This window comes from Mycoplana sp. MJR14 (assembly GCF_029210525.1).
In the GTDB taxonomy this organism is placed as follows: Bacteria; Pseudomonadota; Alphaproteobacteria; order Rhizobiales; family Rhizobiaceae; genus Mycoplana.
In genome coordinates, this window is sequence record NZ_JARGEO010000003.1 from 126326 (window position 1) to 141238 (window position 14913).

The window sequence follows — 14913 nt, forward strand, 5'->3', positions numbered from 1 at the left end:
TGCCGGCCGGAGACGAGCTCCGGCCGGCAGCCGTTCTCACTGAAGCGGCACGTTGGCGGCCTTGATCACCTCGGCCCACTTCGCGGTTTCCTTGTCGATGAAGACCTGGAACTCTTCGGACGTGCTGCCCTCGGGCGTCACGCCCATGGCCTTGAGCTTCGCCTGCATCGCCGGATCGGCGATGATCGCCTGGACTTCCTTGCTGAGCTTTTCGACGATTTCCGGCGGCGTGCCGGCAGGAGCGAACAGGCCGTGCCACGAGGTCGCCTCGAAGCCGGGGATGACGCTTGCCATGGTCGGTACGTCCGCCAGGAGATCGGCCTTTTCCAGGCTGGTCACGGCGAGCGCCTTGACCTTGCCGGCCTTGACCTGCTGGGCGGCGGTCGGGATGTTGTCGAACATCATGTCGACATGGCCGGCGACCACATCGAGAATGGCCTGGCTGCTGCCCTTGTAGGGGACATGGGTCATCGTGACGCCGGCCTTGGTGGACAGAAGCTCGCCCGCGAGATGGATCGACGTGCCGACCCCCGAGGACGCGTAGGTGTGCTTGCCCGGTTCCGCTTTCAGAAACGCGATCAGTTCCTCGACGTTGTTCGCCTTGATCTTGTCCGGGTTGACGACCAGCACGTTCGGCAGGCTCGCGATCAGCGAAATCGGCGCAAAGCCCTTTTCCTTGTCGTACGGAAGGCTCTTGTAGAGCGTCTGGTTGATGGCATTCGAGCTCACCGTGCCCATGCCGATCGTGTAGCCGTCCGGTTCCGAGCGGGCGAGATCGCCAAGCCCGATATTGCCGCCCGCGCCGGGCTTGTTCTCGACGATGAAGCGCTGCCCCAGCCGCTTGTCCAGTTCCTCGGCGACGAGACGGCCAAAGGTGTCCGTGTTGCCGCCGGCCGCGAACGGCACGATGACCGTCACCGTCCTGGATGGGTAATCGTCGGCGCGGCTCGGCTGCATGCCTGCGGCACCCATTGCGGCCGCAACGGCCGCAAACGTCATGAAACGCTTGAGATTCATACTGTTTCCTCCACTTGCCTGGCTCTTGGCCAGCGCGACTGCCCCACTCTTCGAAACCCTCCTGACGAAGAAATGGAAGCGCTTTCATTTTAACTTCAAATTTCCTCACGGCAACCACGGGAGAAAAATTTAATGTCGTTTTGAATCAGCCTTTTAATGTGAATAGTTGCTAAATTTCGCGCAAGGGCACTTGATTGTCTGCAAAATGAAAGCGTAACTCATTTTGGCAGAGATGGCGGACATGGCCGAACACGACAAAGCAAAACACTTCAGGACCAACGGCCCGGTGACGTTGGCCGATATCGCCAGACTCGCCGGGGTGTCGCCGGTCACCGTCTCGCGCGCGATCAATACGCCGAATCTGGTCAAGCCGCGCACGCTGGATGCCATCGAGCGCGTGATCGCGAGGACGGGCTATGTGCCGAACCTGCTGGCAGGCGGGCTCGCCTCCCGGAAGACCCGGCTGATCGCCGCGATCGTGCCGTCCGTCGCCAGCACGATCTTTGCCGAGACCATCGAGGGGCTGAACGCCGAACTGGTGTCCGCGGGCTACCAGCTCCTGCTCGGCCTGTCCGGCTACGATGCCGGCCGGGAGCTCGAACTGACCCGGGCCATCCTGGCACGCCGCCCGGACGGCATTATCCTGACCGGCATCTCGCACCTGAAGGAGACGCGCGCGATGCTGACGGGCGCGGGCCTGCCGATCGTCGAGATATGGGATTCCACGCCGTCGCCGCTGGATACCGCCGTCGGCTTCTCGCACTACGCGGTGGGAAACCTGGTGGCGGAGCATCTTCTCCTCAAGGGTTACGACCGCTATGCCCAGGTGGGCGCGAACGACCCCCGCGCCGTCCAGCGCCGCGACGGTTTCGTCAATCGCCTGGCGGGGATCGCCGAGGTCGAACTGCCGACGATGGACATGGGCACGCCTTCCACCTTCCAGGACGGACGCGTTGCCATGGCGCAGCTTCTGGATCGCGGATCGGGCACGCTCGGGGTGTTCTGCTCGTCCGACGTCGTCGCGCACGGGGCCATGACCGAAGCCCATGCCCGGGGCTGCAGGATGCCGGACGATCTCGCCATCGTCGGCTTCGGCGATTTCGATTTCGCGCCCTTTACCCATCCGCCGCTGACGACCGTGCGGATAGACCGCCGCGACATCGGCACCAAGGCGGCGCGATCGATCCTGCGAAAGATCGCCGGCGATGAGAACGTGGAGGCGATGATCGACGTCGACTTCCACATCGTTGCGCGCGGAACGGCCTGATCCGGCCCGTAGGTTTAGCGCCCGGCCCGTCCGTCGCATCATCGGCGCCGCCGATCACGGGCCATCATGGCTGCAGCTATCGAACCAGGCATGGCCGCTTGTTGTCGAACCGCCAGTCGGGGACAAGGTATTGCATGGCAACCGCATCGTCGCGGGCGCCGAGGCCGTGCTCCAGATAGAGCTGATGCGCCTCTTCCACCCTTTCCATGTCCAGTTCGACGCCGAGCCCGGGGCGATCGGGGACCGCCACATGGCCATCCTCGATCCGGAGCGGTTCGCGCGTGAGGCGCTGGCCGTCCTGCCAGATCCAGTGAGTGTCGAGCGCGGTCACCCGGCCCGGTGCCGCAGCGCCCACCTGGGTGAACATGGCAAGCGACACGTCGAAATGGTTGTTGGAGTGGGAGCCCCAGGTCATGCCGAAGGTCTGGCAGACCTGCGCCACCCTGACAGATCCCTGCATCGTCCAGAAATGCGGATCGGCAAGCGGGATGTCGACGGATTGCAGCTGGATGGCATGGGACAGCTGCCGCCAGTCGGTTGCCACCATGTTGGTGGCCGTCGGCAGACCGGTCGCCCGGCGGAACTCCGCCATGATCTCGCGGCCGGAATAGCCCTGCTCGGCGCCGCAGGGGTCCTCGGCATAGGCCAGCACGTCGCCGCGCCCCTTGCACAGGCTGATCGCCTCGTCGAGCGACCAGGCACCGTTCGGGTCGAGCGTCACGCGCGCCTCCGGAAAGCGGCGGGCGACCGCGGTCACGACCTCGATCTCCCGTTCGCCGGCCAGCACGCCGCCCTTCAGCTTGAAATCCCGGAAACCGTAGCGTCGCTGTGCGGCTTCGGCGAGGCGGACGATGGCGTCGGGCGTCAGCGCTTCCTCGTCGCGAAGGCGCGTCCAGTCGTCCGTCGCGCCGCCGCCGGCGCGGTAGGGCAGGTCGGTCTTCTTCCGGTCGCCGACGAAGAACAGATAGCCCAGCATTTCCACGCGGTCGCGCTGCTGCCCCTCGCCGAGGAGGGCTGCGACCGGCACGCCGAGATGCTGGCCGAGCAGGTCCAGCATCGCCGATTCCAGCGCCGTCACCACATGGATCGTGGTGCGCAGATCGAAGGTCTGCAGGCCTCGCCCGCCGATGTCGCGGTCGCTGAACGTCTTGCGGACCCGGTCAAGCAGCATGTTGTAGCTGCCGATCGTCTGCCCGACGAGCAGCGGGGCTGCCTCTTCCAGCGTCCTGCGGATCGCCTCGCCACCGGGCACTTCGCCGATGCCCGTCCGTCCCGTGTCGTCCTCGACGATGGCGATGTTGCGCGTGAAGAACGGGGCGTGGGCGCCGCTCAGGTTCAAGAGCATGCTGTCCTGGCCGGCAACCGGGATGACGCGCACGGCAACGATCCTGGCCGTCTCCTTCATGAGATGGAGGTCGCGGTGGCTGTTCGCGGGCGTCTGGATCAACATGCTGTCCTCATCGATTGAAAATCCTGTGCTGCCGGGCAACGCCCGAATCAGGGCGGCGGGAAGGTCTGCTGCGCGAATGGCAGGCGCTTCCGGCGCCGCATGAAAGGCTCCCTTCCTTTCGCCGGCCCTATAAGTCGGCCTGTGTCCAGATTTGTCAATATCAGTAAATATTAGTAAATCTGCCGCTTGGAAAGTTCGTATCCCCACGCTAGGGTCCATCATGATCGAGACGAACCAACAGACCCGTCCCGTCGGCGATCTCTCGTCGCACGTGCTGGCCCAGCTTCAGGAAATGCTGGAATCCCCGTCCTGGTATGGCGGTGGCCGGCTGCCGCCGGAAGCCGAGTTGGCGCGACAATTCGGCGTGTCCCGCCCGGTGCTTCGCAAGGCGCTGGCCCATCTGCGCGAGAGCGGACGCATCATTTCCCGCCGCGGCTCTGCAAATTTCGTCCAGCCGAAGGCCGAGGCCGTGGCCAAGGCGTCGGATGTCCGGAGTCTTTCGATCCGCACCGTGTTCGACATGAAGCGATGCATGCGCTTCCGCCAGATCGTCGAATGCGCCGCCGCCGCCGATGCCGCACGCCGGCGCGATCCCGCCGGCATCGCCCGCATCGAAGAGGCGCAGTCGCGGATGCTGTCGTCGCCGGCGGGCGAGAGCATCTTCGAAGCCGATTTCGCCTTCCACATGGCCATCGCCGCGGCCACCGACAATCCCTATTTCACCTTTGCCCTGGCGACGATCCGCGACCAGATCAGGCTGACGGTGGAGTTCACGCGAAAGCTCCAGGGCCGTCCCGCCGACCAGGTTGCGCCCCGCGTCGTCGACGAGCATGGCGCGATCCTGGCCGCCATTCGCGCGGGCGATCCCGACGCGGCGCGGAAAGCCATGCAGGTCCACATGCGGCAGACCGCCATGCGGCTGCTGGCGGAGGAGTTGGACGGCTTCTCTGTCCTGGAAGACTAGAAGATCCGCGCTCCGGATCAACCATCACGCAAGCTTTGACAATGGAGGGAGGCCGTCATGTCGAGGAGACTGGCAGCGTCGTCGAGGATACCGGCAAACAGCACCTGGTTGCGCGCAAGGGCGACGCGCCGATGAAGACCGAACGCACCCTGCTGGCGGCAGCGCTGATGGTCGTGGCCGCCTTTCTCAACAGCCTGGATGCGGTGATCGTGCGCACGCTGGCGGGCGAAGTGCATCCGCTGATGATCGGCTTCTTTCGCTCCTTCTTCGGCCTGGTCGTCGTGCTGCCCTGGGTGTTCGCACGGGTTGACCTGAAGGCCTCTCCCTACCGCTTCCAGCATGTGCTGCGGGCCGGGCTGAAGCTTGCGTCGCTCGTTGCGCTGTTCGTGGCGTTCGCGCATGCGCCGCTGGCCGACGCCACGGCCATCAATTTCACGATGCCCGTGTTTCTCGTGCTCGGGGCTTGGCTGCTTCTCGGCGAAAGGATCGGGCTTTCGAGCATTGTCGGGGTGATCGCCGGCTTTGCCGGGATCGTCATCATCATCCGGCCCGGCGCGTCCGCCTTCGATCCATGGCTGCTGTTTGCGCTGGCCGGCGCGATCCTCACCGCGGCGAGCCAGCTGATGCTGCGCCGCATGGCGGTCCACGACACCACGCAGCGCCTCGTCGCCTGGAACCTGATCGCCACCGTGCCGCTCGGGGTTCTCGCCATGCTGCCGGTCTGGGTGACGCCCACGGGCGGGCAGATCACGCTGCTCGCCCTGCAGGGAGGGCTGGGGGCGCTGAACATGACGCTGATCACCAGGGCGTTCGGTCTGGCGAGCGCATCCTTCCTGGCACCCTTCGATTTCCTCAGGCTGCCGGTCGTCGCCTTTTTTGCCTTCCTGCTGTTCGGCGAGGTGGCACCCGTCGAGACCTGGGCCGGCGCGGCCATCATCTGTGCAGCGGCGTTGTTTTCCACCGGCAGCACCCACTTCCGGCGCCGCAAATAAGACACCTTGTGATTTTTCAAAAAAGGTGGTTCACAAAAATTCCAGATGCACTAGTATATCACTTATGGGTATGGTCGTCCGGGAACGGGCGACCATTTGGCCAATAGAGGAGATTGGTGCCACCCCGGCGCTCCGCCGCAGCGGAGAATCTCAAAACCAGGTGTGAAAACCGCGCATCATTCGCTTCGGGAGGAGACGCATGAGAAGTTTTTTGGGCAAGCGGGCGATAGCCAGCGGCGTTTCGCTGCTGGGTCTGATCGTGCTCGTGTTCTTTCTGTCGCGGCTGACGGGAGACCCGACCAATCTCTATCTGCCGCTTGATGCTTCGACCGAGGCACGCGAGCAGTTCCGCGAGATGCACGGGTTCAACGATCCGCTGATCGTGCAATTCGGCCGTTACGTCGCCGACCTGGCGCAGCTGAATTTCGGCCAATCCCTGCGGCAGGCCCGTCCTGCGATGGAAGTCGTGATCGAGGCGTTCGGCTGGACGCTGTGTCTCGCCGCGGTGACGATGACCATCGTCACCGTCAGCGCCATCGTCATCGGCTCGCTCGCCGCCTTCCGGGTCGGCGGCATCTTCGACCGGATGGCGACCTTCTTTTCGCTTGTCGGCGCATCGGCGCCGGACTTCTGGCTGGCGATCGTCGCGATCGTCATCTTCGCCGTCAATCTCCATTGGCTGCCGACATCGGGCACGGGCTCGGTCGCCCACTGGATCCTCCCGGTCAGCGTCCTGTTCATCCGGCCGTTCGGCCTCATCCTGCAGGTCGTGCGCGGTTCGATGATCAACGTGCTGTCGTCGGCCTACGTGAAGACGGCCCGGGCGAAGGGCGTGCGCAGCCGGTCGATCATCTTCGTCCACGGCCTGCGCAACGCCATGCTGCCGGTCATCACGGTGATCGGCGACCAGGCCGCCTCCATCCTCAATGGCGCCGTCGTGGTCGAAACCGTCTTCGGGTTCCCCGGCATCGGCAAGCTGATGATCGATTCCATCCTGCTGCGCGACTTCACCGTCGTGCTCGCCGTGATCATGGTCTCCGCACTGGCCATCTTCATCATGAACCTCTTGATCGACCTTGCCTATGCGATGCTCGATCCTCGAATTCGGTATTGAGCTATGACCATGACGGATGCACGGATCCTCACCGAAGAGACCCCCAAACGCAGCGGCGCGTTCTCGCGATGGCTGTCGATGCTTTGGGCGGACAAATTCGCCTTCTTCGCCGCCATCTTCCTGCTGATCGTTCTTCTCTGCGCGATCCTCGGCCCCTATTTCCTGGGCGATGCCGCAAACAAGATGAACCTGCGTGGCCGCAACGCGGCTCCCTTCCACCTCCGGCACGGCATCATGTACGTCCTGGGCGCCGATGCGCTGGGCCGACCGCTTCTGGCGCGGGTGATCGTCGCCGCCCAGAACACCATCCTGGTCGCGGCCGCGGCGGTCTGCGCCTCGGCCCTCCTCGGCAGCGCGCTCGGGCTCGTCGCCGGCTACAGCCGCCGCAGCGCGGCGCAATGGATCATGCGGCTCGGCGACGTGATCATGTCCTTCCCCTCGCTGCTTCTGGCGGTGATCGTGCTTTACATGCTGGAGCCGTCGGTCGCCAACATCGTGCTGGTGCTCGCGATCACGCGCATCCCGATCTACCTGCGCACCTCCCGCGCCGAGACGCTGGAAATCCGCGAGCGGATGTTCGTCCAGGCGGCAAAGGTGATGGGCGCGTCGAACACGCGCATCATCTTCCGCCATATCCTGCCGGTGATGCTGCCGACGCTGGTGACGATCGCAACGCTCGACTTCGCCTTCGTCATGCTGGCGGAATCCTCGCTGTCCTTCCTCGGCCTCGGCATCCAGGCACCGGAAATCACCTGGGGCCTGATGGTCAGCCAGGGACGGCCCTACCTCACCAACGCATGGTGGCTGTCCTTCTGGCCGGGCCTTGCGATCATCCTGACCACGCTCTCGCTCAATCTCCTGTCGAACTGGATGCGCATCGCGCTCGACCCGACGCAGCGTTGGCGCCTCGAAATGGGAGGACGGAAGAATGGCTGAGCATCTGCTTGAAGTGAAGGACCTCTCGGTCGAGTTCCACACCGCTGCCGGCACCGTCAAAGCGGTCCAGAACGTCAGCTGGCATCTGGATCGGGGCGAAACGCTTGCCATCCTGGGCGAAAGCGGTTCGGGAAAATCCGTATCCGCCTCCGCGGTCATGAACCTGATCGACATGCCGCCGGGCAAGATCACCTCCGGCACGATCCTGCTCGACGGCCGCGACATGCTGAAGATGACGCCGGAGGAACGACGCGCCATCAACGGCGCCAAGATCGCGATGATCTTCCAGGATCCGCTGGCGCATCTCAACCCGGTCTATCAGGTCGGCTGGCAGATCGCCGAAATGATGACCACCCATGGCGAGAGCGCGGAGAATGCGAAGAGCCGGGCGCGCGAGCTGTTGAAGCGCGTCGGCATCCCCGACCCCGATGCGGCGATGCGCAAATATCCCTTCCAGTTTTCCGGCGGCCAGCGGCAGCGGCTGATGATCGCCATGGCGCTCGCCTGCAAGCCGGACATCCTGATCGCCGACGAGCCGACCACGGCACTCGACGTGACGATCCAGGCGCAGGTGCTGGCGCTGCTCGACGAGTTGCAGCAGGAAACCGGCATGGGCATGCTGCTGATCACCCACGATCTCGGCGTCGTCGCCGAGATTGCCGATCGCGTGGTGGTCATGAACGCGGGCAACATCGTCGAGACGGGCGATGCGGCCGAGGTCTATCGCAATCCGAAGCACGCCTACACCCGCAAACTGATCGATGCCGCGCCGGGCAAGGGCGAGATGCCCGACGAACGCGACAGGAGCGGCGCGCCGCTTCTCCGCGCCGTTGGGCTCGAGAAGAACTACGGTGCGTTCCAGGCCCTCAAGGGCGTCGACCTGACGATCATGCCGGGCGAGACGGTGGCGGTGGTCGGCGAGAGCGGTTCCGGCAAGTCGACGCTTGCGCGCGCCATCCTCAGGCTCGATGATCCCGACAGCGGCAAGGTTCTCTACAACGACCGGGACCTGCTGACGATTTCCGACAAGGAGCTGTTCGGCCTCAGGCGCGACCTGCAGATGGTGTTCCAGGACCCCACGCAGTCGCTCAATCCGCGCATGACCGTCTTCCAGCTGATCTCCGAGGCCTGGGTCATCCATCCCTCCATCCTGCCGAAGCCGCAATGGAAGGAGCGGGTCGCCGAGCTTCTGGTCAAGGTCGGTCTCAGGCCGGAAATGGCCTCGCGCTATCCGCATCAGTTTTCCGGCGGCCAGCGCCAGCGCATCGCCATTGCCAGGGCGCTGGCGATGGAACCGAAGCTGATCGTCTGCGACGAGGCGGTCTCCGCCCTCGACGTCTCGATCCAGGCGCAGGTGATCGAGCTTCTGGACGGGCTGCGGCGCGAATTCGGGCTCTCCTATCTCTTCATCGCCCACGACCTGCCGGTCGTTCGCGACTTCGCCGACCGGGTGATCGTCATGCGGGCGGGAGAGATTGTCGAGGAAGGCCCGGTGCGGCAGATATTCGAGGCCCCCCGCCAGCCCTATACCCAGGCGCTTCTTGCCGCGAGCCTTGACCCCGATCCGGTGGTTCAGGCGGCCCGTCGCGATGCCCGGCAGCAACAGAAAGGACTGATGCCCGCATGAAACCCGATGTTCTCGTTGCCTATCCGCTGATGCCGCGCCAGATGGCGAAGCTGGAGGAAACCTATACGACGCACCGCCTCGACCGACTGGCCGGTGACGAACGGGAGGCGATGCTCGCCGCGGTCGGCCACAAATGCACGGCGATGGTGATCAACGGGCATGTGGCGGTCGACGAAGCCTTTCTCGACAAGCTGCCCGCGCTGAAGCTCGCCTCCTGTTCCTCGGCCGGCTACGACAAGATGGACGTCGCGGCGATGACGCGGCGCGGCATCAAGCTGACCAACACATCCGACGCCTTGCTCGACGATGTCGCCGACACGGCGATCCTGCTGATGCTGGCGGCCAGGCGCAGGCTCGTCGTGGGCGACCGCTATGTCCGTTCGGGCGACTGGGGCCGCAAGGGCATGCTGCCGCTGACCTCGTCGACCTCCGGCAAGAAGGCCGGCATCGTCGGCCTCGGGCGCATCGGCCAGGCCATCGCCCGGCGCTGCGAGGCGATGGGCATGACGATCGGCTACTACGGCCGTTCTCGCAAGCAGGGCGTCGACTACGCCTACTTCGCCGATCTGGTCGAGCTTGCCCGATGGGCGGACGTCCTGCTGGTCGCCACTCCCGGCGGGGCGGAGACCGAAGGGCTGATCTCGGCGCGCGTTCTCGATGCGCTCGGACCGACCGGCAGCTTCGTCAATATCGCGCGGGGCACGGTGGTGGACGAGCCGGCGCTGATCGCCGCACTGCGGGAAGGGCGGATCGCCTCGGCCGGCCTCGACGTCTTCTACAACGAGCCCCATCCGGATCCGGCCTTCGCTGCGCTCGACAACGCCGTGCTCTATCCGCATCACGCCAGCGGCACGGAGGAAACGCGCGACCGGATGGCACAGCTTGCGCTGGACAATCTTGCCGCCTTCTTTGCCGGAAAGCCGCTCCTGACGCCGGTGAACTGACGGATCGCAGGGCCGTTCGCGCGAATGCGGACGGCTATGCGAAATAGTCCGGGAAGGCCTGCCGCAGTTCCTCGACGCGGGCCACGGTCCGGCTCAGGTGATCGCGGATGGCCTCGACCGCGCCGTTCTCGTCCCTGGCCGCGATCGCCTCGATGACGGCCTTGTGCCCGCTGAGGATGCTGAGGATCTTGCCCTTTTCGGGCAGGTGGAGACGGCGGATGCGTTCCAGGTGCCCGGATCGCTCGCGGACGAGCTGGTGTAGGCCGGTACGCTTGACGCCGGCGAACAGCGTCTGGTGGAAGAGCTCGTCGAGCTCCTGGAATATCGCCAGCTGCTCGGGGTCGTCGGCGACGGCCTCCTGCATCTTGATGATGGAGCGGGCCCTGGTGATGGTGCCGGGATCCGGTTCGGCCGCGAGGCGACGGCACACCTCCGTCTCCAGCGCCACGCGCAGGAAATGCGCCTCGTAGACCTGCGGGACGTCGATCCGCGTCACGACGGTGCGCGACTGGGGATAGATCCGGATGAGGCCTTCCTGCTTGAGGAGCTGCATGGCCTCGCGGATCGGTGTCTGGCTGACCTCGTAGGTTTCGGTCAGGTCGGCGCGGGACAGCATGGTGTCCGGCGGCAACTGGATGGTGATGATCCGCTTGCGCAGATCGTCATAGATGCGCTGCACCGTGCCACCCGCCATGACCGGGAAGCCAGGTGCCGAAAGACCCAATGTGGCTGCGAGCGGTGTGTTCATTGCGAAAATTCCCTTTCGTCCCAATTTATCCACTGGCTCATTAGTCGACAAGAATGGGGCAGCGAAATTTACGCAAAAAAGCGGTTGATATAAATGTTCAACTGAAATATTAGTTAGTCCATGGAGCGCGGCGGCGGTTTGCGGTCGCGTAGGGAGTACAGCATGAGCCGGAAAAAGACCTACGACCAGTTGCGTTCGGCGCGCTGGATGGCGCCCGATGACCAGCGGTCCTTTGGGCATCGGTCGCGAACGATGCAGATGGGCTACGCGCCGGAGGACTGGCAGGGACGGCCGATCATCGCGATCCTGAACACATGGTCGGATGCGCAGCCGTGCCACATGCACTTTCGCGAGCGGGTCGACTGGGTCAAGCGCGGCATCCTGCAGTCCGGCGGCTTTCCGATGGAGCTTCCCGCGCTTTCGCTTTCGGAGAATTTCGTCAAGCCGACCACCATGCTCTATCGCAACATGCTGGCGATGGAGACGGAGGAGCTGTTGCGCAGCCATCCGGTCGACGGCGCCGTGCTGATGGGCGGCTGCGACAAGACCACGCCGGCACTGGTGATGGGTGCGGTCAGCATGGGCATTCCGTTCATCTACCTGCCCGCCGGCCCGATGCTGCGCGGCAACTATGCCGGCAAGGCGCTGGGTTCGGGGACGGACGGCTTCAAGTACTGGGACGAGCGCCGCGCCGGTACGATTTCCAAGGAGGAATGGCAGGGAATCGAAGGCGGCATCGCCCGCAGCTACGGCCACTGCATGACGATGGGGACGGCCTCCACCATGACGGCGATCGCCGAGGGCATGGGCCTGACCCTGCCCGGCGCCTCGTCCATTCCTGCGCCCGATGCCAATCACCAGCGCATGTCCGCCGCCTGCGGCCGGCGGATCGTCGAGATGGTCTGGGAGGACCTGACGCCCGACAAGATCATCACGCCGGCGGCGGTCAACAACGCCGTGACGGTCGCCATGGCGACGGGCTGTTCGACCAATGCGATCATCCACCTGATCGCCATGGCGCGGCGCGCCGGCGTTCCGCTTCAACTCGACGACCTCGACCGCATCGGCCGCACGACGCCGGTCATCGCCAATATCCGCCCCTCCGGGACCACCTACCTGATGGAGGACTTCTTCTATGCCGGCGGGCTCAGGGCGCTGATGAAGCAGCTCGGCGACAAGCTCGACCCGACGGCGATCACCGTGACCGGCAGGCCGCTGACCGAAGGGCTCGACGAGGTGAAGGTCTACAACGAGGACGTCATCCGGCCCCTGAGCAACCCGGTCTATCACGAGGGTTCGCTCGCCGTGCTGAAGGGCAATCTGTGTCCGGACGGCGCGGTCATCAAGCCCGCCGCCTGCGATCCCAAGTTTCACCGTCATCGCGGCCCGGCGCTCGTCGCCGACAGCTATCCGGAGCTCAAGAAGATCGTCGACGATCCGGATTATCCGCTGACCCCCGACACGGTGCTGGTGCTGCGCAACGCCGGCCCGCAGGGTGGGCCGGGCATGCCGGAATGGGGCATGATCCCGATGCCGAAGGCGCTGCTGAAGCTCGGCCTGCGTGATATGGTCCGTCTGTCGGATGCGCGCATGTCGGGGACGAGCTTTGGCGCCTGCGTTCTCCACGTGACGCCCGAAGCCTTCGTCGGCGGCCCGCTGGCGCTCTTGAAGACCGGAGACATGGTCGAGCTCGACATCCCGGCCCGCAGCCTCAACATGCTGGTTTCCGAGGCCGAGCTCGAGGCCCGCCGGGCCGCCTGGGTGGCGCCCGAGCCCCGTTTCGAGCGCGGCTACGGCTTCATGTTCACCAAGCATATCGAGCAGGCCGACAAGGGCTGCGACTTCGATTTCCTGAAAACGGAGTTTGGCGGAAAGACTGCCGAGCCCGTCATCAACTGAGGTAAGGACCATGTTGAATCTGAACAACCTGAGCATTCCCGCCCAGCCGCCCAAGGCCGGCTTCGCAAGCGGGCCGGCAAAGCTGGACGCCATCCGCTCGGTCACGCTTTCCTTGGCCTACCTGCCGCTGGCGCGGCCGATCAGCGATGCCAAGGTTCTGACGGGACGGCAGAAGCCGTTGACGCAGGTCGCCTTCCTCTTCTGCGAGATCACCACCGAAGCCGGCCATAGCGGCCTCGGCTTCAGCTATTCCAAGCGCGCCGGCGGCCCCGGCCTCTACGCCCATGCCTGCGAAATCGCCGACAACCTGATCGGCGAGGATCCGAACGACACCGCCAGGCTCTGGGACAAGCTCTGCTGGGCCGGCGCGTCGGTCGGCCGCTCCGGCATCGCCACCCAGGCGATCGCGGCGATGGACATCTGCCTCTGGGACCTGAAGGCCAAGCGGGCCGGCCTGCCGCTGGCCAAGCTCATCGGCGCGCAGCGCGACAGCGTCGCCTGCTACAACACCTCGGGCGGCTTCCTGTCGTCCAGCATCGAGGAGATCAAGGCCGCCATCGACAAGTCGCTGGATACAGGCATCGGCGGCATCAAGATCAAGGTCGGTCAGCCCGACCCGATGGAGGACCTGCGCCGCCTCGACGCCGTGATGACGCATGTCGCCGGGCGGGTCCCGGTCATGGTCGATGCCAACCAGCAGTGGGACCGCACGACCGCCCTGCGCTTCGGCCGACTGGTCGAGCCGCTCAATCTCGAATGGATCGAGGAGCCGCTCGACGCCTACGATGCCGAGGGACACGCCGCACTCGCACGCGAACTGGCAACGCCGATCGCCACCGGCGAGATGCTGGCCAGCGCCGACGAGCACATGGCGCTGATCCGCGCCGACGCCGTCGACTTCATCCAGCCGGACGCCCCGCGCGTCGGCGGCATTACCCAGTTCCTGAAGATCTGCGCCCAGGCGGAAGCCAAGCGCATGCGGCTTGCGCCGCATTTCGCCATGGAAATCCATCTTCACCTGGCGGCCGCCTATGCGCACGAGCCCTGGGTCGAGCATTTCGACTGGCTGGCACCGCTGTTCAACGAAGAGCTCGAGATCAAGGGCGGCCGCATGATCGTTCCGGGTCGACCCGGCCTCGGCTGCAGCCTGACGGGCAAGGCCCGCGACTGGACGGTCGAGACGAAGAGCTTCGGTGGCTGAGGAGACAGGACGATGAACCCCGCAACCCGCGAAAAACTGATGGGCGTCTCCGTGGCGACCCTGTGTTCGGCGCTCTTCAAGCGCGGCCTCAAGAACCAGACCATCCAGGACGTCCGCCCGGTCCGCGGCAAGGGCCGCAACATGGTCGGCCCTGCATTCACGCTGCGCTACATGCCGGCCCGCGAGGATCGCAACCCGATGTCGATCTTCCGCAATGCCGACCATCCCCAGCGCGTCGCGGTCGAGACCTGCCCCGAGGGCCATGTGCTGGTCATGGACAGCCGGAAGGATGCGCGCGCCGCTTCCGCAGGCGACATCCTGATCACCCGGCTGATGGTGCGCGGCGGCGCCGGCGTCGTGACCGATGGCGGTTTTCGCGACGCCATGCGGATCGCCGAACTGGACATTCCCGCCTATCACAGCCGCCCTTCGAGCCCGACGAACCTGACGCTGCATGAGGCGATCGACATCAACGTGCCGATCGGTTGCGGCGACGTCGCCGTCTTCCCGGGCGACATCATGGTGGGAGACGACGACAGCGTGATCGTCATCCCGGCCGAAATCGCCGACGAGATCGCCGACGAGGCCGTCGAGATGACCGCTTACGAGGATTTCGTCGTCGAGCGCGTCAAGCAGGGCGAGACGATCATCGGCCTCTATCCGGCGACGCGGGAGGAAAACCTGGCGCTGTTTTCCGAATGGCGCAAGGCGAACGGCCGCTAGGGCCGTCCGCACACCAAACAGTCTGGAACAT

The 14913-nt window shown here is 65.1% G+C and carries 13 protein-coding genes; 10 read left to right on the forward strand and 3 right to left on the reverse strand.

Annotated elements, in window-relative coordinates:
• Nucleotides 1–36 precede the first annotated feature (36 nt).
• The gene (locus P0086_RS08625; RefSeq protein ID WP_112594902.1) at nucleotides 37–1017 is read right to left on the reverse strand and encodes a tripartite tricarboxylate transporter substrate binding protein; all 981 of its coding nucleotides are present in this window, start codon (nucleotides 1015–1017) and stop codon (nucleotides 37–39) included.
• A 241-nt stretch (nucleotides 1018–1258) separates the two neighbouring features.
• On the opposite strand from P0086_RS08625, the gene P0086_RS08630 reads away from it, so the two are divergent.
• Complete coding sequence (locus P0086_RS08630) at nucleotides 1259–2284, forward strand: LacI family DNA-binding transcriptional regulator (protein WP_112595098.1); 1026 nt, start codon at nucleotides 1259–1261, stop codon at nucleotides 2282–2284.
• Nucleotides 2285–2360: 76 nt separating this feature from the next.
• Here the strand turns inward: P0086_RS08630 and gudD are convergent, their stop codons facing one another.
• The gene (gudD, locus tag P0086_RS08635; protein WP_275785248.1) at nucleotides 2361–3689 is read right to left on the reverse strand and encodes a glucarate dehydratase; all 1329 of its coding nucleotides are present in this window, start codon (nucleotides 3687–3689) and stop codon (nucleotides 2361–2363) included.
• Nucleotides 3690–3954: 265 nt separating this feature from the next.
• Between gudD and P0086_RS08640 the strand changes: the two genes are divergently transcribed.
• The 6 genes from P0086_RS08640 (at nucleotide 3955) to P0086_RS08665 (ending at nucleotide 10311) form a co-directional block, all read left to right on the forward strand.
• Entirely contained in the window at nucleotides 3955–4698 is a 744-nt protein-coding gene (locus P0086_RS08640; RefSeq protein WP_275784640.1) for an FCD domain-containing protein, read from the forward strand.
• Between the two features lie 131 nt (nucleotides 4699–4829).
• Nucleotides 4830–5690 (forward strand): DMT family transporter, encoded by an 861-nt coding sequence (locus tag P0086_RS08645; protein WP_275785250.1) that lies wholly within the window; start codon nucleotides 4830–4832, stop codon nucleotides 5688–5690.
• A 199-nt stretch (nucleotides 5691–5889) separates the two neighbouring features.
• Nucleotides 5890–6804: an ABC transporter permease gene (locus P0086_RS08650; RefSeq protein WP_112594906.1), complete on the forward strand. Its 915-nt coding sequence runs from the start codon at nucleotides 5890–5892 to the stop codon at nucleotides 6802–6804.
• 3 nt (nucleotides 6805–6807) lie between these two features.
• A complete protein-coding gene (locus P0086_RS08655) occupies nucleotides 6808–7740 on the forward strand; it encodes an ABC transporter permease (RefSeq protein ID WP_275784643.1) in 933 nt (310 codons plus the stop codon).
• Nucleotides 7733–9367, forward strand: a complete 1635-nt coding sequence (locus P0086_RS08660; RefSeq protein ID WP_112607059.1) for an ABC transporter ATP-binding protein — start codon at nucleotides 7733–7735, stop codon at nucleotides 9365–9367. The genes P0086_RS08655 and P0086_RS08660 overlap by 8 nt, the downstream gene beginning before the upstream one ends.
• Nucleotides 9364–10311, forward strand: a complete 948-nt coding sequence (locus P0086_RS08665; RefSeq protein ID WP_275784646.1) for a 2-hydroxyacid dehydrogenase — start codon at nucleotides 9364–9366, stop codon at nucleotides 10309–10311. Before P0086_RS08660 ends, P0086_RS08665 begins: the two co-directional genes overlap by 4 nt.
• A gap of 34 nt (nucleotides 10312–10345) precedes the next feature.
• Here P0086_RS08665 and P0086_RS08670 read toward each other — a convergent pair whose 3' ends face one another.
• Nucleotides 10346–11059, reverse strand: coding sequence for a GntR family transcriptional regulator (locus tag P0086_RS08670; protein ID WP_112594912.1), 714 nt, complete (start codon nucleotides 11057–11059; stop codon nucleotides 10346–10348).
• Between the two features lie 162 nt (nucleotides 11060–11221).
• Between P0086_RS08670 and araD the strand changes: the two genes are divergently transcribed.
• Genes araD through P0086_RS08685 form a run of 3 tightly spaced genes read left to right on the forward strand, consistent with a single transcriptional unit; the run spans nucleotide 11222 to nucleotide 14882 of the window.
• Entirely contained in the window at nucleotides 11222–12958 is a 1737-nt protein-coding gene (gene araD, locus P0086_RS08675; protein ID WP_148657284.1) for an L-arabinonate dehydratase, read from the forward strand.
• Between the two features lie 10 nt (nucleotides 12959–12968).
• Nucleotides 12969–14159 carry a mandelate racemase/muconate lactonizing enzyme family protein gene (locus P0086_RS08680; protein WP_275784652.1) on the forward strand — a complete coding sequence of 397 codons (1191 nt, stop codon included), beginning with the start codon at nucleotides 12969–12971 and terminating at the stop codon, nucleotides 14157–14159.
• A 12-nt stretch (nucleotides 14160–14171) separates the two neighbouring features.
• Complete coding sequence (locus P0086_RS08685) at nucleotides 14172–14882, forward strand: ribonuclease activity regulator RraA (RefSeq protein ID WP_112594918.1); 711 nt, start codon at nucleotides 14172–14174, stop codon at nucleotides 14880–14882.
• The last annotated feature ends 31 nt before the right edge of the window (nucleotides 14883–14913 follow it).